Below are 20,664 nucleotides of genomic sequence, written 5' to 3' on the forward strand. Positions count from 1 at the left end.
GCGGTTGCGAACGTGGACGTGACCCGGGAGTAGCAAAGGGTTGACACCCGGAAGCGCTGAGTGCCGCTGTGAGCCTCTTGGAGCCCCGCTCCCCATATGGGGAGTCGGGAGAGACCGGTTCAGGGCGGCACATGCGGACTCAGGTACCGGCAAACCCCCATCACTGTCGGCGCTACCGGTAGACTGGAGAAGAATCCCGCCCCATACGTGGGGACGCTTCGGAAACACCGTTCACCCCAGACAAAGGCTTCCACCGCAACGCCGCAGCCGGCCCGGCAAACCCGCCGGGAGCCTGGCTTGTGCTGTGCCAGAAAGGGCGCTTCGTGGCCGATTCCGGCAACCCCAACGAGAACATCCTGTCCACCGAGGCCCCGGCCGGAGTCGCCGAGGCCTCGACCACGGCGTACGACGCCAGCGCCATCACCGTCCTCGAAGGCCTGGACGCGGTCCGCAAGCGGCCCGGTATGTACATCGGTTCCACCGGTGAGCGCGGACTTCACCACCTGGTGCAAGAGGTCGTCGACAACTCGGTCGACGAGGCACTGGCCGGCCACGCGGACACCATCGACGTCACGATCCTCGCCGACGGCGGCGTGCGGGTTGTCGACAACGGCCGTGGCATCCCGGTCGGCATCGTCCCCTCCGAGGGCAAGCCGGCCGTCGAGGTCGTGCTGACGGTCCTGCACGCGGGCGGCAAGTTCGGCGGCGGCGGTTACGCGGTCTCCGGCGGTCTGCACGGCGTGGGTGTCTCCGTCGTGAACGCCCTGTCGACCAGGGTGTCCGTCGAGATCAAGACCGATGGCCACCGCTGGACCCAGGACTACAAGTTGGGCGTCCCGACGGCCCCGCTTGCCCAGCACGAGGCCACGGACGAGCACGGCACCACGGTCACCTTCTGGGCCGACCCGGACATCTTCGAGACGACCGAGTACTCCTTCGAGACGCTCTCACGGCGCTTCCAGGAGATGGCGTTCCTCAACAAGGGTCTGCGGATCAACCTCGCCGACGAGCGCGAGTCGGCGAAGGCCACGGCCGGGGCGGACGAGGCGGGCGAGGACGAGAAGCACGAGGTCAAGAGCGTCTCGTACCACTACGAGGGCGGCATCGTCGACTTCGTGAAGTACCTCAACTCCCGCAAGGGGGACGTGGTGCACCCCACCGTGATCGACCTGGAGGCCGAGGACAAGGACAGGAGCCTGTCCCTCGAACTCGCGATGCAGTGGAACAGCGGTTACAGCGAGGGTGTCTACTCCTTCGCGAACATCATCCACACGCACGAGGGCGGTACGCACGAAGAGGGCTTCCGCGCGGCGCTGACGAACCTGGTCAACAAGTACGCGCGCGAGAAGAAGCTCCTGCGGGAGAAGGACGACAACCTCACGGGCGACGACATCCGCGAGGGCCTGACGGCGATCATCTCGGTGAAGCTGAGCGAGCCGCAGTTCGAGGGCCAGACCAAGACCAAGCTGGGCAACACCGAGGTGAAGACCTTCGTCCAGAAGGTCGTCTACGAGCACCTGAACGACTGGCTGGACCGCAACCCGGTCGAGGCGGCGGACATCGTCCGCAAGGGCATCCAGGCGGCCACCGCGCGCGTGGCGGCCCGCAAGGCCCGGGACCTCACCCGGCGCAAGGGCCTGCTGGAGACGGCGTCCCTGCCGGGCAAGCTCTCCGACTGCCAGTCGAACGACCCCATCAAGTGCGAGATCTTCATCGTCGAGGGTGACTCCGCCGGCGGCTCGGCCAAGTCCGGCCGGAACCCCGAGTACCAGGCGATCCTCCCGATCCGCGGCAAGATCCTCAACGTGGAGAAGGCCAGGATCGACAAGATCCTGCAGAACCAGGAGATCCAGGCGCTGATCTCGGCCTTCGGCACCGGAGTCCACGAGGACTTCGACATCGAGAAGCTGCGCTATCACAAGATCATCCTGATGGCGGACGCCGACGTCGACGGCCAGCACATCAACACCCTGCTGCTGACCTTCCTGTTCCGCTTCATGCGGCCGCTGGTCGAGGCCGGGCACGTGTTCCTGTCCCGCCCGCCGCTCTACAAGATCAAGTGGGGACGCGAGGACATCGAGTACGCGTACTCCGACCGCGAGCGCGACGCGCTGATCGAGATGGGTCGGCAGCGCGGCAAGCGCATCCGGGAGGACTCGATCCAGCGCTTCAAGGGCCTCGGCGAGATGAACGCCGAGGAACTGCGCATCACGACGATGGACCAGGAGCACCGCGTCCTCGGCCAGGTCACGCTCGACGACGCCGCCCAGGCCGACGACCTCTTCTCGGTCCTGATGGGCGAGGACGTCGAGGCCCGTCGCGCGTTCATCCAGCGCAACGCCAAGGACGTCCGCTTCCTCGACATCTGAGTCGGTCTCAGCTGACCGCACCAGGAAGGATCTTCACCGGCCATGGCCGACCAGAACACTCCAGTGACGCCCGAAGAGAGCGGCGAGACCGTTCAGCGTGTCGAGCCCGTCGGGCTCGAGACCGAGATGCAGCGCTCGTACCTCGACTACGCGATGTCCGTCATCGTGTCCCGCGCGCTGCCCGACGTGCGTGACGGTCTCAAGCCCGTCCACCGCCGTGTCCTGTACGCGATGTACGACGGCGGCTACCGGCCCGAGAAGGGCTTCTACAAGTGCGCCCGTGTCGTCGGCGACGTCATGGGCAACTACCACCCGCACGGTGACTCCTCGATCTACGACGCGCTGGTCCGCCTCGCGCAGCCGTGGTCGATGCGGATGCCGCTGGTGGACTCCAACGGCAACTTCGGTTCTCCGGGCAACGACCCGGCGGCGGCCATGCGCTACACCGAGTGCAAGATGGCGCCGCTGTCGATGGAGATGGTCCGTGACATCGACGAGGAGACCGTCGACTTCACGGACAACTACGACGGGCGCTCCCAGGAGCCGACCGTCCTGCCGGCCCGCTTCCCGAACTTGCTGATCAACGGCTCGGCCGGTATCGCGGTCGGCATGGCGACCAACATCCCGCCGCACAACCTCCGCGAGGTCGCGGCCGGCGCCCAGTGGTACCTGGAGAACCCCGAGGCCTCCCACGAGGAGCTCCTGGACGCGCTGATCGAGCGCATCAAGGGCCCCGACTTCCCGACCGGCGCCCTGGTGGTCGGCCGCAAGGGCATCGAGGAGGCGTACCGCACGGGCCGTGGCTCCATCACGATGCGCGCGGTCGTCGAGGTCGAGGAGATCCAGAACCGCCAGTGCCTGGTGGTCACGGAGCTGCCGTACCAGACCAACCCGGACAACCTCGCGCAGAAGATCGCCGACCTCGTGAAGGACGGCAAGATCGGCGGCATCGCGGACGTCCGTGACGAGACGTCGTCCCGCACGGGACAGCGTCTGGTCATCGTCCTGAAGCGCGACGCCGTCGCCAAGGTCGTGCTGAACAACCTGTACAAGCACACCGATCTGCAGACCAACTTCGGCGCCAACATGCTGGCGCTGGTCGACGGCGTGCCGCGCACCCTCTCCCTGGACGCGTTCATCCGCCACTGGGTGACGCACCAGATCGAGGTCATCGTCCGCCGTACGAAGTTCCGGCTGCGCAAGGCCGAGGAGCGGGCGCACATCCTGCGCGGCCTGCTGAAGGCCCTGGACGCCATCGACGAGGTCATCGCGCTGATCCGGCGCAGCGACACCGTCGACATCGCGCGCACGGGCCTGATGGACCTCCTGGAGATCGACGAGATCCAGGCCAACGCCATCCTCGAGATGCAGCTGCGCCGCCTCGCCGCCCTGGAACGCCAGAAGATCATCCAGGAGCACGACGAACTTCAGGCCAAGATCCGCGAGTACAACGAGATCCTCGCGTCCCCGGTCCGCCAGCGCGGCATCGTCAGCGCCGAACTCGCCGCGATCGTCGAGAAGTTCGGCGACGACCGCAAGACGATGCTGGTGCCCTACGACGGTGACATGTCCATCGAGGACCTCATCGCCGAGGAGGACATCGTCGTCACCGTCTCGCGCGGCGGTTACGTCAAGCGCACCAAGGCGGTCGACTACCGCGCCCAGAAGCGCGGCGGCAAGGGCGTACGCGGCACGAAGCTCAAGGAAGACGACATCGTCGACCACTTCTTCGTGTCCACGACCCACCACTGGCTGCTGTTCTTCACCAACAAGGGCCGTGTCTACCGGGCCAAGGCGTACGAGCTGCCGGACGCCGGACGTGACGCGCGTGGACAGCACGTCGCCAACCTGCTGGCCTTCCAGCCGGACGAGGCGATCGCCGAGATCCTCGCGATCCGCGACTACGAGGCCACGCCCTATCTGGTGCTCGCCACCAAGGGCGGTCTTGTGAAGAAGACGCCTCTGAAAGATTACGATTCGCCCCGTTCCGGTGGTGTCATCGCCATCAACCTCCGTGAGAAAGAGGACGGTTCGGACGATGAACTGATCGGAGCTGAACTTGTATCGGCAGAAGATGACATCCTTCTGATCAGCAAGAAGGCACAATCGATCCGCTTCACCGCGACGGACGAGGCACTGCGGCCCATGGGCCGTGCCACCTCGGGTGTCAAGGGCATGAGTTTCCGCGAGGGCGACGAGCTGCTCTCGATGAATGTTGTTCGACCCGGTACGTTCGTGTTCACTGCCACAGACGGCGGGTACGCGAAGCGGACCGGCGTCGACGAGTACCGCGTCCAGGGTCGCGGTGGCCTCGGTATCAAGGCCGCCAAGATCGTCGAGGACCGCGGTTCGCTCGTCGGCGCGCTGGTGGTCGAGGAGACCGACGAGATCCTCGCCATCACGCTGTCGGGCGGTGTGATTCGTACGCGAGTCAACGAGATCAGGGAAACCGGCCGTGACACCATGGGCGTCCAACTGATCAACCTGGGCAAGCGCGATGCCGTGGTCGGCATCGCTCGTAACGCCGAGGCGGGGCGGGAGGCGGAGGAGGTCGACGGCGACGAGGCCGTCGACGAGTCCGCCGAGGGTGCCGCGACGACCGGTACGGACGAGGGTGAGGCGCCCTCGTCCGAGTAGCACGAGGAGTGAGTCAGCGTGAGCGGAGCCACGGGCGCCGGGTCGTCCGGTACTTCGGCCGGCACTTCGACCGGGTCGGAGGCGGACGGCGGCGGCCGTGGCTCCGCCGCGCGTGCGATGGACACGCACACGACCCAGCTGAAAGCGATCAAGACGGGCGCGACGGACTCGGCCGCGCCCGCGCCGTCGGCCGAGAAGGCTGGATCCCAGGGGGGAACCGTGACGGACACACGTGGTCCGCAGGCCCAGCAGCCGGCGCCGGCGGGCCCGTCCACGCCCGCGGCCGGGTCCGCCCGCCCGGCTCCGCCGCAGCCCCAGCCTGCCGCCCAGGCGCAGTCCGGCGGCTCCGCGCTGCCGGGTGAGCGGCAGTCGCAGCAGCAGTCCGGCCCGTACCACCCGCCGCAGGCGTACCAGCCGGCGCCGGAGGGTTCGTCCCGCCAGCCGCGCACGGGGGCGCGCACGACGCCGCGTACACGCAAGGCACGGCTGAGAGTGGCCAAGGCCGACCCGTGGTCCGTGATGAAGGTCAGCTTCCTGCTCTCCATCGCCCTCGGCATCTGCACGGTCGTCGCGGCCGCGGTCCTGTGGATGGTCATGAACGCGATGGGCGTGTTCTCCTCGGTGGGCGCCACCATCTCCGAGGCCACCGGCTCGAACGAATCCAACGGTTTCGACCTGCAGTCGTTCCTGTCGCTGCCCAACGTGCTGGTCTTCACCACGATCATCGCGGTCATCGACGTCGTCCTCGCGACCGCCCTGGCCACCCTCGGCGCCTTCATCTACAACATCTCCGCGGGCTTCGTCGGCGGCATCGAGCTGACGCTCGCCGAGGACGAGTGAGCACGGCGACTCCCTAGGGACGGCTGACGGGAACGGTCTACGGGGACGGTGTCGAACACCGTCCCCGCCACGTTCCCCACCGCCTCGCGAGCCCCCTCCGGGTATCGATTTTGGGACTCCCCACGTCGTGCGCTAATCTTCAGGAGTCAGCGCGCGGGACACACACCGCAGAGCGCGGCGGGGCTATAGCTCAGTTGGTTAGAGCGCATCCCTGATAAGGATGAGGCCACAGGTTCAAATCCTGTTAGCCCCACCAGCCTGAAGACCCTCAACCGATAACGGTTGAGGGTCTTCGTCGTTCGAGACGCCGGCCGATGAGTGGTGACGCGGAAGCCCCCGGCCATGTCGGCCGGGGGCTTCCGTTGTTCTGTCGCGGTCGTTCTCTGTGGTCGTTCTCCGCGCGTGTTCTGTGTGCGTGTTCTGTGTGCTTGGGCTTGCGCCGTCTGCTTGTGCTGTCCGCTCGTGCTGCGAGGCGTCGTACGCAAGATCGCCACGGGGTGGTGCGTTCTGTTGCCTGGGTCGGATCAGCGCTGGAGGGGTGCGACGGGTCGCTCGGCCTGTGAGAGGGAGGGCTCCAGGACGGTGGCGTCCGTGGCTGCCGATTCGAGGAGCGCGCGGTGGCGGCAGGAGGGGGAGGAGCCGTGGGCCTCGGCGCGGATGCGTTGCTTCATCGTGGGAGGCAGGGCGCGGTCATGGGGCCGGGCCGGTAGGGACATCGCGGGTGTCGTCGTGGGGGCCGCGCAGTTGCGAGTGGTCCCGGTCTGCGGTACCGCGGCCGACGCCGTCGTCGTGATCAGTCCGAGCGCCGTGCACAGCGCCAGGACGGCGGTGACGATGGCGGTCCACAGCTTCATGACCTTGTTCTGGGCCACGGCCCCTCACTTTCGGGTTGGGCGATTTGCGTACTTTCCTCATGATGTGTATGTGGGCTCCGAAATCGTGTACCGACGCCCATGGCGCGTGGATCGTCGGATGAACACCACTCGGATGGGCGCAAGGGCCTCGCAAAGCTCCAGGGAGCCTGTATGCGGCCGCAGAGCTACGTAGGGGCCGCGGGAAGGCGCGGGGTGGGGTGGGCCGAGGGGTGCCCGCGGGGTTCGTCGCGGTGTGCGAGAGGTGGGGGACCTGTGTGATGAACCTGCGATCGGAACAGCTGAATCCGGTTGTACTGCGGTCTTCCCGGCGGCAGTTGAGGGGCGGACGCAGGTCACCGATCGGTATCGGTCGGTGTGTATAGTCGGGCGCCAGAGGTCCCCTACGTCAAGGAAAGACGAGGTCGCGCGGTGAAGAAGCTTCTCCTGGTCGCACTGGCCGCCATCGGCGGGCTCCTCGTGTACCGCCAGATCCAGGCGGATCGCGCCGAGCAGGACCTGTGGACGGAGGCTACTGACTCCGTGCCCACGGGTTCGTGAACATCGACATCAGTCTCAGAGCAGACCCCGGCCGCGCTCGCGGTCGGGGTTTTGTGTCGCCCGGGTGCATCGCCCCTCTCTTCGCGGACATTCGTGAGCATTTCGTCGTGGCCGGATTCGCGTAGGCGAACGATGTGATTGCCCAGGCGAAGCAGGGAGTCGAGCAGAGGCCGTTTTCGGCCGCTCCTTCCCAGGAACGAGGGCGCCGACGGGTACGGCCCGGCAGGATGGGCGCATTCACTCCAGGCTTTCTTCCGGGCGGTTCTTCCGGCCTTTCCTGCGGCCTTCGACTTCGGAGCCGCGACTTCGGTCTACGACGAGGGGTGGCGCGTGATGAGGCGGCGCACGGGCTGGTGGCGAACCGCGGCAGCCGTGGGAGCGGCCCTGTGCGCGGCGACCATGTCGGCCGGACCCGCGGCTGCCGCTGACGCGCCCGCTCCGTACGGCTATGCCGACGGTGCGAGGACGGTCGAGGGAGCCACGAGCAGCACGGGCGCCGTGCGGCTGGCGGCCGGCGGGACATACCGCAGCTCCATCGGGCCGGGCGGGAAGCTCTACTACCGCCTCGATCTCGGTGCCGCCGCCAACGCGTACGTCTCGGCCACGGTCGTACCCGACGCCGGAGCGGCGGTCGCCTCGGCGGACGGCATCAGGGTCTCTCTGCAGGACGCGGACGCCCATCGCTGCTCGTACGAGACCGCCCGCTTCGGTCCGACCCGCAGTGCGCACCCCGTCACCGCCTGGGCCTCGCGTGAGATCGGCAGCGACGAGTACATGTGTCAGGAGGCGGGGACGTACTACGTCGTCGTCGAACGGGTCGGCGGCGCGGTTTCTGGAAGCGATGCGGGGACGGGTCCGGGCTCGGCGTCCGGCTCGGCGTCCGGCTCGGTGTCGGGTTCGCCCTCGGCCGGCGCGTCGGAGGAATGGGGGCTGGAGCTCGGCTTCGTGTCGGAGCCCGCTGTGACGAAGGGGGGTTCGACGCGTGCTCCCGACAGCTTCGACTCCGCACCGCCCGAAAACCTGTCCGGCGACCCCGAGCGCCGAAGGGGCGGAAGCGGCTTCGCCACGGCGAGCCCGGTGGGGCAGGGCGTCTGGCAGGACGAGGCCGGCATCAGGGCCGGGGAGACGCTCTTCTACAAGGTGCCCGTCGGCTGGGGACAACAGCTCCACGTCACTGCCGAACTGGGCAGCACGACCGGCGGCGACGGGTACGTGGGCAACGCGTTCGTCCTGTCGCTCTACAACCCCGTACGTGGCTTCGTGGACGACAGAACCGCCAACTACGGGGGCGAACAACGGTCCACCGCCCTCGACCCGCTGCCGCCCGTCGCGTACGAGAACCGTTTCTCCCTCGACGACGAAGTGAGCGGGATGCGGTTCGCCGGCTGGTACTACCTGGCCCTGCACCTGGGGACATCGGTCGCCGACCGGTACGGCGACAAGCCCCTGGGGCTGACCCTGCGGGTGCGGCTGGGGGGCAAGGCCGAGGCCGGGCCGGGATATCTCGGCGCCTCCGAGCCTCGTGGCGTCTTCGAGGTCACCGCGGAGGACCGGGAGGCCGCGGAGAGCGGGGCCACGGGGGAGACCTTGGACGGTGCGGGGGACAGCGGTGGCCGAGAGGACGCGCAGACGTCCGACGGCGGGGAGGGTTCGGGCAACACCTCCGGAGGAAACCGCCGTCTCGCCATGACGGTGGTCGCGGCGGGTGGCATCGGTACGGGGAGCCTGCTGGTGTTCGGACTCGTGGTGTGGACTCTCGTGGCGCGCAGGCGGGCGTCCGCCGACGTGAGGACGGAGGCGGAGCGACCCAAGGCGAGCACGGCACCGCGGGGGCGGCACGGTGCGTCCCGGGGCTGGTGAGGCGCTCCGGGGGCCGTTCCGTGGGTCGTCCCGTGGGCTGTTCCGGGAGTGGCGGGGCGCTCAGTCGCGTCGCGGAGGCGGATCAGAGCTGGCCCAGGGCCCAGAAACCCACGGCGAAGCAGGCCAGCGCGAGCAGCAGGACCGGGAGGACCACCTTGAGGGGAGGACCCGGACGGCGTCGTGGAAGCGCCCTCGATCGCCGTGGAACCTGAGGCGGTCGAGCGGTGTATGAACCAGTAGAGGCGTAATCGTGCTGCTGCACCGCCGCGGTCGGGGCCTGAGCGAGGCCCAGCGGCGAGTGCGACTGGGGGGAGGGCACATGCGCGGGTTCGACGTTCTGCGCCGGGGCGACCTGCACGGGCGTCGCGGCAGAGGGAGTGGCCTGCTGCTCGTGGTGGTGCTCTGGGTAGCCCGGGTCGGTGCTGCGCTGCTGCTCCGCCTGTCGCAGCGGTGCGTGGGCGGTGAGTACCTGGGGCGGCGGCAGATGGAAACTGCCGGTGTCCGACATCGAGGACGCTCGCGGGGGCACGGGATCGCGTTCGGGCCGCGGGGGTACGGGGGTAGGGGGCGCCTCGGGCGATATGTGACCGGTCTGCGGCGGAGACGCCGGAGAGGCGGGGGGCGAGGAGGCGGCATTGTGAAACCGATGCTCGGTGCCGGTGCCGGTGCCGGTGCCGGACCCAGAAGTGGCGGAGTCGGTCTGGGGCGGAGCAGCCGCGGGCATGGGCGGCGGCGATATGGGTCCCGTGTGCCGGGGCTGGAGTCCGGAAGCTGTGGACGGTGCGGGTAGCGCGGTGCCTGAGCCGGGCGGGAGCGGCGGGCTCAGGAACGGCGGTGTGTAGGCCGGCGGATTGTGGGGTGGCGGCGGGGTCGCTTCGGCGCCGGATGGCAAGTTGCCACGCGTGGCCGGTCCTGGGGGCCAGGACGGAGACGCCGAGGACGAGGAGGACGGTGCAGCCGGATAGGGAGGTGCAGCAGCGGGCGGAAGGGAGACGGGTGCCGACGGGACGGCAGGCGCGGAAGGAGACGCAGGGATCTGTCGGCCGAGAGGGTTGGAAGAAGCAGCCGAATCCGCATCCGCGCCCGCGCCTGGGCCGGGAGTCGGTGAGGACGTACCACCGTCCCTCCCTGTAGCGCCGGTATCGGTACCTGTTCCGGTCTTGTCCAGTCCCGATGCCCTCTGTAGGGGTCCCTCGGGGACGAACCCTGCGGGCAGCGGGCCGAGTTGGTCGAATACCTCCACCACCTCGTCGTCGGGCCCAGGCTCGGGCAGGAGCTCGGTGGCCGCGGCGAGGGCCTTTCGGGCGCCCGTGGCGGTGCGGAAGCGGGAGTCGGGGTCGGGCTGGAGCAGCGTGGCGATGACCTGCCACAGAGGCTCGGGGACGCCTCGTGGGGCCTTCGGTGTGCCGTGGGCGGCGAAGTGTTCGATGAGGGCCTTGGAGTCGGGTTTCGCGCCTTCCAGGAGGTACAGGGCGACGAGGCCCACCGCGAAGAGGTCGGCCGGGAAATCCGGATCGGCACCGAGCATCTGCTCGGGAGCGAAGTAACCGGGCGTTCCCACCACGTAGTTGGTCTCGGTCAGGCGCGGTTCGCCCAGGCGCATGGCGATGCCGAAGTCGGACAGGCGCAGTCGGGGCCGGGCCGTGCCGGTGGCCTCCAGCAGCACGTTGGCGGGTTTGATGTCGCGGTGGATGATGCCCTCGGCGTGCACGGCGGCGAGGCCGGACAGCAGCTGATCGAGCAGGCCGCAGACGTAGACGGGCGGGAGGGGACCGTAGTCGTTGATGAGGTTGATCAGGGAGCCCCCGGCCACCAGGTCCATGGTGAACAGGACCTGGTCGTCGTCGGCGGCCCAGCTGGCGGGCGCGAGCACATGGGGATGGTCGATCCGGACGGCCTGCTCGCGGACGAAGCGCAGCAGGGCGTGCGCGTCACGCTGTTGCAGGACCTTGGCGGCCACATAGCGGCGGCGGCGGTGGTCCCAGGTGCGCCAGACCGCGCCGACTCCCCCGCGTCCGATCGGGTCGACCAGTTCGTACCGGCCGGCGAAGACCTCACCCATGGCTGTGCGTCGTTCCCCCTTCGGCTCCCCCGTGGCTGCCCGTCGACGGAGGACACGGCCATTCCGCCGCCCTCCGTAGAACCGGCTCGCACGTGCCCGGCCTTCTCCGGAGCTTGATTCCGCGCCTCTGTCTCCCTGCCGCCTTCCGCTGTGTCCACCGGCTCTCCTGGAGCCTACGTCCACGTCTCCAGGGCTCAAGAGGGCCCTACAGAACCCTCGTCCCCTTTTCGGCCTCGGCCCGGCCGCCGAACCCCCTTTCGGGGACCGGGCCTTGGGCTCAGCTCTGGTGGGACTGGTAGTGCGCCACCGCGTCCGAGGTGCGGCCCGCGCCGTACACCCGGAGGAACTCTGCCAGTTCCGGGTGGGTCGGGGCGAGGGTGTCCGCCGCCTCGATGATGTCGCCCGCTGCCGCCACGGAGCGAAGCAGCGACTGGATCTCGCGGACGACCCGCTTGACCGTGGGCGCCCCCGAACTCGTCGTCGACTGCGTGGTGTTGCTGAGCACCGATCCCCCCTGTGACTTCTTGATCTCGTCCATGCGCTCGGTCGCCTCGGCGGCACTGACGCTGCCGTCCGCGACCTGACCCGCCAGGTCCTGCAGCAACTGCACCCGCTGGACCACCGCCGGGTTGCCGATCTTGGCACGCTGACCGCTCATCAGCTGCGACAGCATCGGTGCGGACAGGCCCAGCACCCCCGCGAGACGGGCCTGGTTGAGCCCCAGGTCCTCGATGAGCCTACGGAAGAGCGCCCCCAGCGGCTCTCCGTACCAGTTCCGCTGCAGCTCCCGGGCTCTTGCGGTCGCTTCCTGCTGTGCGGCGTCCATTGCGTCTCCCCATCGCTTCCCCAAATACCGTGGTTCGCTGTAGCGAACCACGACGAGCATCTTACGGAGAGTGGTCGTCCACGGGGACCCCCAATCTTTTTGCGAGATCCCGGGGGTGACCCGGTACTCTGGTCTGCGAAGCCCCCCGGTGGTCGGTTGCTCCGGGTGGATGCTTCGCCTCCGGGGCCTTAGCTCAGTTGGTAGAGCGCTGTCTTTGCATGGCAGATGTCAGGGGTTCGACTCCCCTAGGCTCCACAGCGGATTGACCGGGCCGGATGTCGTAGGACATTCGGCCCGGTCTTTTTGTTGCCCTCCGTGAGGGGCTCGTCGGTGCTGTTCCGGGCGAGGGTCGTCGCGATCGCTATCTGTGCACTGAGCCGGGAAGGCGCCGCTGGAACGGGGTGACGCACGTCGGCGGGTGCTGGTGTGCGCATATGCGAAAACGGTGCTCTGCGTCACAAGCAGGTGCGGTGGAATGTGTGCCTCACCCTTTGCAACCGGATCAATACATTCCGGCCGACGGGTTCCTGGGTCGCCGACGCCAGGGATGTTTCACGTGAAACAGCCCTGTGGGGCAGAAGACCTGCAAGTCTTCTGCCCCACAGGGCTGTTGGACGGTGCCCCGCCAAACGGGCTTCCGGGCAGAGCCGGGCCACGAGGAAAGCGTCGTGGCCCGGCCGGTGGCCTGTGAAAAATGAAGTCGTCCGCCGGTACGTCGCCCGCCGGTCCTCAGGGGCGCTTGTCGCGGTCGGCGGCTTCCTCCTCGGCCTGCTTGGCCTGGACCTCCGGGTCGAGGACGGACTGACCGCTGCCGTCGACGGAGGACAGGCGACCGGAGTCGGAGACCTCGGTGGCGGCGGGCGGCTCGACCAGCCAGTCGGGGTTGGCCTGCTTGTCCCACCACTTCCATGCGGCGAAGGCGCCGCCGGCCAGAACGCCCATCACGGCCAGGCCCTTGACGGCGCGGCCGAGCCGTGCGCGGCGCTGCTGCCTGCGGACCAGCCTCTGGATCTGCTGGGGCGAGACCTGTCCACGCAGTGCGGCCAGCGCCGCGACGCTCCGGGCGGTGGCTTCCTCACGGACCGGGCCGGCGGCGGCCACGGCCTGCTCGATGCGGGGACGGGAGTAGTCGGCGGCCTGACGAGCCGCCTTACGGGTGCGGACGGCGGCTTCATGGGCTGCCTGATCGACTTTCGGCGGTACATGCGTGCGGGCCTGCTCAAGACGCGGGACGACCAGGGCGCCGTACTGGACGCGTGCCTGCTCCGCGGCCTGCGACACCTTCGGCGCGATCAGCACGCGTGCCTCGTGCGCGTAGTGCGAAGCCTTGTCCTTGGCTGTGTCGGCGTAGGGCGCCACCACTTCCGCGGCGTGCAGCACGCTGTCCTTTGCCGAGCCGGTCGCGGCGCGCACGCTCTCGATGCGGGTCACGGGATCCTCCTCCTCGGTGGCGTACGTAATTCGACTTTCCACCCTTTTGGGGATCATGCCTCTCGGAGCGATCCGGGGCATGTGCGGGCGGGCATCCGGGTCATGAGCGCTGACTCAGGCTGATCATCGAGCGGGAGCCGTTCTGAACCGGTCCGTGCAACAGAGTCGTGCAAGAGAGGATGAATACGGGACAACGGGAACTTGTCCACGACAGTGCCGACAATGCCACGGATCGCCGCGAAGCGCGCCGCTACCGGGGGTACTCGACCGGTTTTCCGCGTCCCTCCCCGTACGAGAGCGCGGGCGTCGGGGGACGCAAGGCGTCGTCCGTGCGAGGATCGAGGGAGTCACAAAGGACAACGGAAGGCAGATCGTGGCAGAGCAGCTGTACGCCACCCTGAAGACCAACCATGGCGACATCGAGGTACGGCTGCTGCCGAACCACGCGCCCAAGACGGTCCGTAACTTCGTCGAGCTCGCTCAGGGCGAGCGTGAGTGGACCAATCCGGCCACCGGCCAGAAGTCCACGGACAGGCTCTACGACGGCACGGTCTTCCACCGGGTGATCAGTGGATTCATGATCCAGGGCGGTGACCCGCTGGGCAACGGCACCGGTGGGCCCGGCTACCAGTTCGCGGACGAGTTCCACCCGGACCTCGCCTTCGACAAGCCGTACCTGCTGGCCATGGCCAACGCCGGTCCGGGCACCAACGGCTCGCAGTTCTTCATCACCGTCTCCCCGACGGCATGGCTGACCCGCAAGCACACCATCTTCGGTGAAGTGGTCGACGCGGCCAGCCAGAAGATCGTGGACGCCATCGCCGGCGCCCAGACGAACCCGCGCACCGACCGCCCGGTCAACGACGTCGTCATCGAGTCGGTCGTCGTCGAGACCCGCCAGGGCTGATTCCGTCGGCATTCACCGCGACGGCGGAACGCGCAGGGGTCGGGAGGCCGGAGCCGAAAGGTTCGCAAGGTCCCCGAAGGGAACCAATCGCCCCGCTCATCCGTAGGGATGGGCGGGGCGACGCGCTCCACACACGCGCAAGGGAGGGGACCCCGATGGACCAGGTGCCGAGCAGTCCGCAGGACGCGCAGAGCCTGCCCACCTGCTACCGGCACCCGGACCGCGAGACGGGCATCCGCTGCACCCGCTGTGAGCGTCCGATCTGCCCCGAGTGCATGGTGAGCGCCTCCGTGGGCTTCCAGTGCCCGGACTGCGTCCGCGGCGGCTCCGGCACCGGCCACGCGCCCTCCGCATCCGCCCCGCGCACCCTCGCGGGCGGCACCGTCGCCGCCGACCCCCGGCTCCTCACCAAGATCCTGATCGGCGCGAACCTGTTGCTCTTCCTGGTCCAACAGGCCGTGGGCGAGACCTTCGAAGACCGGTTCGACCTCCTCGGAAGGGCGTGGGACCCGGAGCTCGGTTCCTCGCTCCAGGGCGTCGCCGAAGGGCAGTGGTATCGGCTGGTGACGTCGATGTTCCTGCACGGCAGCGTCACCCACATCCTGTTCAACATGCTCAGCCTGTGGTGGATCGGCGGCCCTCTGGAGGCGGCTCTCGGCCGAGCCCGCTATCTGACGCTCTACTTCTGCTCCGGCCTCGCCGGCAGCGCGCTCACCTATCTGCTCGCAGCGCCGAACCAACCGTCGCTCGGTGCCTCCGGTGCCATCTTCGGCCTCTTCGGTGCGACAGGCGTACTCATGCGCCGTCTCAGGTACGACATGCGTCCGTTGATCATCCTGCTGGTGATCAACCTGATCTTCACCTTCAGCCCGATGTTCAACATCGCCTGGGAAGCCCACGTCGGCGGCCTCGTCGGCGGTGTGCTGATCGGTTACGCGATGGTGCACGCACCGCGTGAGCGGAGGGCACTGATCCAGTACGGCGCGTGTGCTCTGGTGCTCGCCGCCGTGGTGATCATGTCGGTGATCCGGACGGCACAGCTGACCTGAGGTGATGTCGGAACGTCACCGTTCCACCGCACCTCGGGCACCATGACGGCACTGTTGTCCACAGAACGTGGCGGATCTTGTGCATAGGGTGCGGGCACAGGTGTGCCCCCTGCCGCTCACCTGCGTTCCCGCAGGTCAGACAGGGGGCGAACACGTGCACGGAAGCCGGTAGGTCAGTCATACCGGCGTCAACGCCCGGTGAGTTATCCACAGATCGTCGTTCTTTTTCCCCACTGTGGAAAACACCTGTGGATAACTCGGTGGATAGCTCTGGGGAGAGCTACTTCCGCCGGGCGGAGACCGCTACTTCCACTGGGTCGAGACGCCGAATCCCGCGGCGATGAAGCCGAAGCCGACCACGATGTTCCAGTTGCCGAGCGCGTCGATCGGCAACGAGCCGTCGGTCACATAGAAAACCACGATCCAGGCCAGCCCGATGAGGAACATGGCCAGCATGACCGGAGCCACCCAGCCTCGGCTGTTCAGCTTGATGTTCGTGGCCTGCTTGGACGGCGGCGGCGTGTAGTCGGCCTTCTTGCGGATACGTGACTTCGGCACGAGGGTCTCTCCTGTCGATGCGCTGCGTGGCCGCGCAGGGAACTGTGGCGGGCTCCGGGGCAGCGTACAAGGGGACACAGAATGCTCCCCCGGGCGTCCGTTAGCGTAGTGCTTCCGTGGCGCCTAAGGAGATAAGGGTACGTTGAGCAATTCAGCCGACTCCCCCGAGGCCGGTTCCGGCACCTCCCCCGAGGCCGGGTCCGGCGGCTCACCCGGCACGGGCCCCGATCCCGCCGACCGGAACGACGCCCCCTCCCCCCGAGGCGGGTTCCGCCCCGTGCGCGTGCTCACCGTCGGCGTCTTCGCCCTGGCCGGGCTGATCTTCTTCACCAGCTTCGACACCGCCAAGGGCACCGACATCCGCACGGACGCTTCGCTGCTGAAGCTCTCCGACCTGATCCAGGAGCGCAGTCACAAGAACGGGCAGCTCGACGAGTCCAACGCGGTCCTCCGTGACGACGTCGAGGCGCTCGCCGAGCGCGACGACGGCAGCACCGAGGCCGAGGACGCCAAGCTCAAGGCCCTGGAGAAGAACGCCGGCACCCAGAAGCTCAGGGGCGAGGCCCTCACCGTCACCCTGAACGACGCCCCGCCGGACGCCACCGCCAAGCTTCCCGGCTACCCCGAGCCGCAGCCCGACTATCTGGTCATCCACCAGCAGGACCTGCAGGCCGTGGTGAACGCCCTGTGGCTGGGCGGCGCCGAGGGCATCAAGGTGATGGACCAGCGGCTGATCTCCACCAGCGCGGTCCGCTGCGTCGGCAACACCCTGATCCTCCAGGGCCGCGTCTACTCGCCTCCGTACAAGATCCAGGCGGTCGGTGACCCGGAGAAGCTGCAGAAGGCGCTCGCCGCGAGCGAGGCGATCCAGAACTACATGGTGTACGTCAACGTCTACGGGCTGGGCTGGAAGGTCACCGAGGACGGGCCGGTGACTCTGCCCGGGTACTCGGGCACAGTGGATCTGAAGTACGCCAAGCCCGTGGAGTGACGGCAGCCGGGGGACCCGTGTCGGTGCGCGTGATCGTGAGGACCGTCAGCGAACTCTGCATCACCGTCGGCACCCTGATCGTGCTGTTCGTCGTCTACGTGCTGTTCTGGACGGGCGTGAAGGCGGACACCGAGATGGACCGTCAGGTCGACCTGTTGCAGGACCAGTGGGCGAAGCAGCCGGTGAGGCCGACGTCCGGTCCGGGCGCCTCGGCGGCTCCGGAGCGGCCCGCCCCGTACACGGACGCCAAGCCCTTCGCGCTCATGTACATCCCCCGCCTCGGTTCCACGTGGAACAAGCCCGTCCTGGAGGGCACGAAGACGGACACTCTCGAAAAAGGGCTCGGGCACTACGCGAACACCACGCAGCTGGGGCAGAAGGGGAACTTCGCGGTCGCCGGCCACCGCCGCACCTACGGAGATCCCTTCAAAGATTTTCCCAAGCTGCGTCCCGGTGACGCGGTCGTCCTGTCCGACGGCGCGGACTGGTTCACGTACGTCATCGACAAGGGTCCCTTTCGGACATTGCCCACGGACGTCCAGGTCATCGACCCCGTGCCGACAAAATCCGGGTACACGCGCGCGGGGCGCTATCTGACGCTCACGACGTGCGACCCGGAGTGGGGACACAGCCACCGGCTCGTCGTCTGGGGCCATCTGGATTCCACACAGCCTGTGGAGTCAGGGAAACCGGAGGCACTACGCCGTTAGTCTGGTGGCGGTACGGCGTGAGTCCGGTGCCGTGGTGTGAAGGAAGGGACGGCATGTACGGCTGGATCTGGCGGCATCTGCCGGGTAACGCGTGGCTGAAGGCGCTGATCTCCCTCGTGCTGACCCTGGCCGTCGTCTATGTCCTCTTCCAGTACGTCTTTCCCTGGGCGGAGCCCCTGCTCCCCTTCAACGATGTGACGGTGAACGACCAGTGAGTGCCGCCCGACCCGCCCGGGTCCTCGTCGTCGACAACTACGACAGCTTCGTCTTCAACCTGGTCCAGTACCTCTACCAGCTGGGCGCCGAGTGCGAGGTGCTGCGCAACGACGAGGTGGCGACCGCCCACGCCCAGGACGGCTTCGACGGTGTGCTCCTGTCCCCCGGGCCCGGCACCCCCGAGGAGGCCGGCGTCTGCGTCGACATGGTCCGCCACTGCGCCGCGACCGGAGTGCCCGTCTTCGGCGTCTGCCTCGGCATGCAGTCCATGCAGGTGGCGTACGGCGGTGTCGTGAACCGCGCTCCCGAACTGCTGCACGGCAAGACCTCGCTGGTGGAGCACGAGGGCACGGGCGTCTTCGCGGGCCTGCCCACCCCCTTCACGGCGACCCGCTACCACTCCCTGGCCGCCGAGCCGACGACCGTACCGGCCGAACTGCAGGTCACCGCGCGTACCCACGACGGGATCATCATGGGCCTCAGGCACCGCGAACTGCCCGTCGAGGGCGTGCAGTTCCACCCCGAGTCGGTGCTCACCGAGCACGGCCACCGCATGCTCGCCAACTGGCTGGCGGAATGCGGCGACCAAGGGGCCGTGGCGCGGTCGACGGGGCTCGCCCCCGTGGTGGGCAGGGCCACGGCGTGACAGCACTGCGTCCCGAGCGCGAGAGTGCCCCCTACGGCGGCGAGGCCGCGTACGGGGGCGCCGAGTCGTTCGAGGCGGAGGCATTCGACCCCGGATCGTCCTACCGTGACACGGCCGAACCCCAGCAGTGGGCCGCCCAGCAGGCCCCTCCCTACGTCCAGGGCCAGGGCGACTGGTACGGGCAGCAGCCGTACACGGAGCCCTCGTTCGAGCCGTACGGGACCTACGAGCAGCGTCCGCAGGCTCCGTACGACGGCAGCTACGACGCCTATGCGCCGACTGGCGTCCAGGGGGAACTCCCGGCGGACACCGCCCAGGAGCACCCTCCGATCGACGAGGAGACCGTGGCGCTCCGGGTGGAGGAGGCCCGGCGGATAGCGGCGACGGCCGAGTCCATATCCCCCTCCGCCGTCACGGCCGGCCGTGCGGCCCGCCGTAAGGCCGCCAGACGGCACGGGAGGCACGGAGGCTCCCCGGGCGCCCACGGGGCTTCCAGGGCCGCTCAGGGGCCCGACCAGCCCTTAGACGCGGCCCCGCAGGCGTCGGCGCCCCTCTCCAGGATCGAGGCGCGGCGGGCGGCGCGGGCGCAGAAGCCCAGCGTGGGTGTGATCGCGAGCCGTGTCATCGGCGAGGTGTTCATCACCACGGGTGTGGTGATGCTGCTGTTCGTCACGTACCAGCTGTGGTGGTCGAACATCCGGGCCCACCAGCAGGCGGGCAGGGAGGCGACGAGCCTCCAGGAGGAGTGGAAGAGCGGGAAGCGCGCGCCGGGAGCCTTCGAGCCGGGGCAGGGCTTCGCCATCCTGCACATCCCGAAGCTGGACGTCGTCGTGCCGATCGCCGAGGGCATCAGCAAGTCGAAGGTGCTGGACCGCGGGATGGTCGGCCACTACGACGCGAACAGCATCAAGACGGCCATGCCCGAGGCCAAGACGGGCAACTTCGGCGTCGCCGGCCACCGCAACACCCATGGTGAACCGTTCCGCTACATCAACCGGCTGAAGCCGGGTGACCCCATCGTCGTGGAGACGCAGGACACGTACTACGTCTACGACATGGCCTCGATCCTGCCGGTGACACCGCCGTCGAACGTCAGCGTGCTCAACGCCGTGCCCCCGGGGTCGGGTTTCACCGAGCCGGGCCGGTACATCACTCTGACCACCTGCACGCCGGAGTTCACGAGCAAGTACCGCATGATCGTGTGGGGCAAGATGGTGGAGGAACGGCCGCGCAGCGAGGGGAAGCCCGACGCGCTCGTCCAGTAGGGGCTCGACCGAGGGCGGAAGAATAACTGTGGCAGTGACCACCGACGAGACCGAAGACAAGACGAGCGCGCCCGAGGCCGCGCCCCGCCGCCGTATGAGCCGGCTCGCCATGGCGGTCAGCGTCTTCGGTGAACTCCTCATCACAGCGGGCCTGGTGCTCGGACTGTTCGTCGTCTACTCGCTGTGGTGGACGAACGTCCTCGCCGACCGCGAGGCGGACAAGGAAGCGAACAAGGTTCGCGACAACTGGGCCGCGGAGAACGGCCCGGGCGCCCTGGACACCAAGGACGGCATCGGCTTCCTGCACGTCCCCGCCATGGACAACGGCGAGGTGCTGGTGAAGAAGGGCACCTCCGCCAAGATCCTCAACGGTGGTGTCGCCGGGTACTACACCGACCCCGTCAAGGCGACCCTCCCCAGTTCCGAGAAGGACGGCAACTTCACCCTCGCCGCCCACCGGGACGGCCACGGCGCGAAGTTCCACAACATCGACAAGCTCGGCAAGGGCGACGCGATCGTCTTCGAGACCCGCGACAACTGGTACGTCTACAAGGTCTACGACACCCTCACCGAGACCTCGAAGTACAACGTCAAGGTCCTGTCGAACATCCCCAAGGAGTCCGGCAGGAAGAAGGCCGGCAAGTACATCACCCTCACCACCTGCACGCCCGTCTACACGTCCCGGTACCGGTTCATCGTATGGGGCGAGCTGGAGCGCGTGGAGCGGGTGAACGCGGAACGCACCCTGCCGAAGGAACTGCGGTAGGCAGCTGTCCCGCCGACCGTCCGGCCGATACCCCATCGCGATGTTTCACGTGAAACGTCCGGTTTCACGTGAAACATCGCTGACAACGAAGAGTCCCGGCCCCCACAGAGGGGACCGGG

General features: G+C 68.3%; 18 protein-coding genes and 2 tRNA genes. 15 read left to right on the forward strand and 5 right to left on the reverse strand.

Going from position 1 to position 20,664, the window contains the following annotated elements:
- Positions 1-299 precede the first annotated feature (299 nt).
- From gyrB to H4687_RS23310, 4 genes are all read left to right on the forward strand, one after another.
- Positions 300-2,369 carry a DNA topoisomerase (ATP-hydrolyzing) subunit B gene (gene gyrB, locus H4687_RS23295; protein ID WP_046913197.1) on the forward strand — a complete coding sequence of 690 codons (2,070 nt, stop codon included), beginning with the start codon at positions 300-302 and terminating at the stop codon, positions 2,367-2,369.
- Between the two features lie 42 nt (positions 2,370-2,411).
- Complete coding sequence (gene gyrA, locus H4687_RS23300) at positions 2,412-5,006, forward strand: DNA gyrase subunit A (protein WP_046913198.1); 2,595 nt, start codon at positions 2,412-2,414, stop codon at positions 5,004-5,006.
- Positions 5,007-5,024: 18 nt separating this feature from the next.
- Entirely contained in the window at positions 5,025-5,846 is an 822-nt protein-coding gene (locus tag H4687_RS23305; RefSeq protein WP_046913199.1) for a DUF3566 domain-containing protein, read from the forward strand.
- Positions 5,847-6,025: 179 nt separating this feature from the next.
- Positions 6,026-6,102 (forward strand) — tRNA-Ile (locus H4687_RS23310).
- Positions 6,103-6,370: 268 nt separating this feature from the next.
- On the opposite strand, the gene H4687_RS23315 is transcribed toward H4687_RS23310, so the two are convergent.
- Positions 6,371-6,718 carry a DUF6344 domain-containing protein gene (locus H4687_RS23315; protein WP_046913200.1) on the reverse strand — a complete coding sequence of 116 codons (348 nt, stop codon included), beginning with the start codon at positions 6,716-6,718 and terminating at the stop codon, positions 6,371-6,373.
- A gap of 411 nt (positions 6,719-7,129) precedes the next feature.
- Here H4687_RS23315 and H4687_RS46585 point away from each other — a divergent pair, with 411 nt between their 5' ends.
- Positions 7,130-7,258: a DLW-39 family protein gene (locus H4687_RS46585; RefSeq protein ID WP_003999697.1), complete on the forward strand. Its 129-nt coding sequence runs from the start codon at positions 7,130-7,132 to the stop codon at positions 7,256-7,258.
- 333 nt (positions 7,259-7,591) lie between these two features.
- Complete coding sequence (locus H4687_RS23325) at positions 7,592-9,118, forward strand: hypothetical protein (RefSeq protein WP_046918838.1); 1,527 nt, start codon at positions 7,592-7,594, stop codon at positions 9,116-9,118.
- 82 nt (positions 9,119-9,200) lie between these two features.
- Here the strand turns inward: H4687_RS23325 and H4687_RS23330 are convergent, their stop codons facing one another.
- Together H4687_RS23330 and H4687_RS23335 are read right to left on the reverse strand one after the other, a co-directional pair.
- A complete protein-coding gene (locus H4687_RS23330) occupies positions 9,201-11,180 on the reverse strand; it encodes a serine/threonine-protein kinase (RefSeq protein ID WP_050398407.1) in 1,980 nt (659 codons plus the stop codon).
- 277 nt (positions 11,181-11,457) lie between these two features.
- The gene (locus H4687_RS23335; RefSeq protein WP_005482990.1) at positions 11,458-12,006 is read right to left on the reverse strand and encodes a helix-turn-helix domain-containing protein; all 549 of its coding nucleotides are present in this window, start codon (positions 12,004-12,006) and stop codon (positions 11,458-11,460) included.
- Between the two features lie 182 nt (positions 12,007-12,188).
- On the opposite strand from H4687_RS23335, the gene H4687_RS23340 reads away from it, so the two are divergent.
- A tRNA-Ala gene (locus H4687_RS23340) sits at positions 12,189-12,261 on the forward strand.
- Between the two features lie 474 nt (positions 12,262-12,735).
- On the opposite strand, the gene H4687_RS23345 is transcribed toward H4687_RS23340, so the two are convergent.
- Positions 12,736-13,437: a DUF5324 family protein gene (locus H4687_RS23345; protein ID WP_046915269.1), complete on the reverse strand. Its 702-nt coding sequence runs from the start codon at positions 13,435-13,437 to the stop codon at positions 12,736-12,738.
- 373 nt (positions 13,438-13,810) lie between these two features.
- Between H4687_RS23345 and H4687_RS23350 the strand changes: the two genes are divergently transcribed.
- Positions 13,811-14,344, forward strand: coding sequence for a peptidylprolyl isomerase (locus H4687_RS23350; protein ID WP_046915268.1), 534 nt, complete (start codon positions 13,811-13,813; stop codon positions 14,342-14,344).
- Positions 14,345-14,499: 155 nt separating this feature from the next.
- Complete coding sequence (locus H4687_RS23355; RefSeq protein WP_046915267.1) at positions 14,500-15,393, forward strand: rhomboid family intramembrane serine protease; 894 nt, start codon at positions 14,500-14,502, stop codon at positions 15,391-15,393.
- A gap of 303 nt (positions 15,394-15,696) precedes the next feature.
- Here H4687_RS23355 and crgA read toward each other — a convergent pair whose 3' ends face one another.
- Positions 15,697-15,951 (reverse strand): cell division protein CrgA, encoded by a 255-nt coding sequence (gene crgA, locus H4687_RS23360; protein WP_013002230.1) that lies wholly within the window; start codon positions 15,949-15,951, stop codon positions 15,697-15,699.
- 142 nt (positions 15,952-16,093) lie between these two features.
- Between crgA and H4687_RS23365 the strand changes: the two genes are divergently transcribed.
- From H4687_RS23365 to H4687_RS23390, 6 genes are read left to right on the forward strand one after another with little or no spacing between them, the layout of a single operon-like run.
- Positions 16,094-16,942, forward strand: coding sequence for a DUF881 domain-containing protein (locus tag H4687_RS23365; protein WP_046915266.1), 849 nt, complete (start codon positions 16,094-16,096; stop codon positions 16,940-16,942).
- A 23-nt stretch (positions 16,943-16,965) separates the two neighbouring features.
- The gene (locus tag H4687_RS23370) at positions 16,966-17,652 is read left to right on the forward strand and encodes a class E sortase (protein ID WP_192781709.1); all 687 of its coding nucleotides are present in this window, start codon (positions 16,966-16,968) and stop codon (positions 17,650-17,652) included.
- Positions 17,653-17,705: 53 nt separating this feature from the next.
- Positions 17,706-17,867 (forward strand): hypothetical protein, encoded by a 162-nt coding sequence (locus H4687_RS23375; RefSeq protein ID WP_020113582.1) that lies wholly within the window; start codon positions 17,706-17,708, stop codon positions 17,865-17,867.
- On the forward strand, positions 17,864-18,514 hold the full coding sequence (locus H4687_RS23380) for an aminodeoxychorismate/anthranilate synthase component II (protein WP_046915264.1): 651 nt from the start codon (positions 17,864-17,866) through the stop codon (positions 18,512-18,514). The genes H4687_RS23375 and H4687_RS23380 overlap by 4 nt, the downstream gene beginning before the upstream one ends.
- Positions 18,511-19,779 (forward strand): class E sortase, encoded by a 1,269-nt coding sequence (locus H4687_RS23385; RefSeq protein WP_046915263.1) that lies wholly within the window; start codon positions 18,511-18,513, stop codon positions 19,777-19,779. The genes H4687_RS23380 and H4687_RS23385 overlap by 4 nt, the downstream gene beginning before the upstream one ends.
- A 28-nt stretch (positions 19,780-19,807) precedes the next feature.
- The gene (locus tag H4687_RS23390) at positions 19,808-20,545 is read left to right on the forward strand and encodes a class E sortase (protein WP_046915262.1); all 738 of its coding nucleotides are present in this window, start codon (positions 19,808-19,810) and stop codon (positions 20,543-20,545) included.
- Positions 20,546-20,664 lie beyond the last annotated feature (119 nt).

It is taken from the genome of Streptomyces stelliscabiei, from assembly GCF_014873495.1.
In the GTDB taxonomy this organism is placed as follows: domain Bacteria; phylum Actinomycetota; class Actinomycetes; order Streptomycetales; family Streptomycetaceae; genus Streptomyces; species Streptomyces bottropensis.

Bases quoted from the DNA above. Each gene is read 5' to 3' on its own strand.
- H4687_RS23325 (WP_046918838.1), top strand. From the start codon at position 7,592: ATGAGGCGGCGCACGGGCTGGTGGCGAACCGCGGCAGCCGTGGGAGCG.
- gyrA (WP_046913198.1), top strand. From the start codon at position 2,412: ATGGCCGACCAGAACACTCCAGTGACGCCCGAAGAGAGCGGCGAGACC.
- H4687_RS23375 (WP_020113582.1), top strand. From the start codon at position 17,706: ATGTACGGCTGGATCTGGCGGCATCTGCCGGGTAACGCGTGGCTGAAG.
- H4687_RS23330 (WP_050398407.1), bottom strand. From the start codon at position 11,180: ATGGGTGAGGTCTTCGCCGGCCGGTACGAACTGGTCGACCCGATCGGA.
- H4687_RS23335 (WP_005482990.1), bottom strand. From the start codon at position 12,006: ATGGACGCCGCACAGCAGGAAGCGACCGCAAGAGCCCGGGAGCTGCAG.
- H4687_RS23355 (WP_046915267.1), top strand. From the start codon at position 14,500: ATGGACCAGGTGCCGAGCAGTCCGCAGGACGCGCAGAGCCTGCCCACC.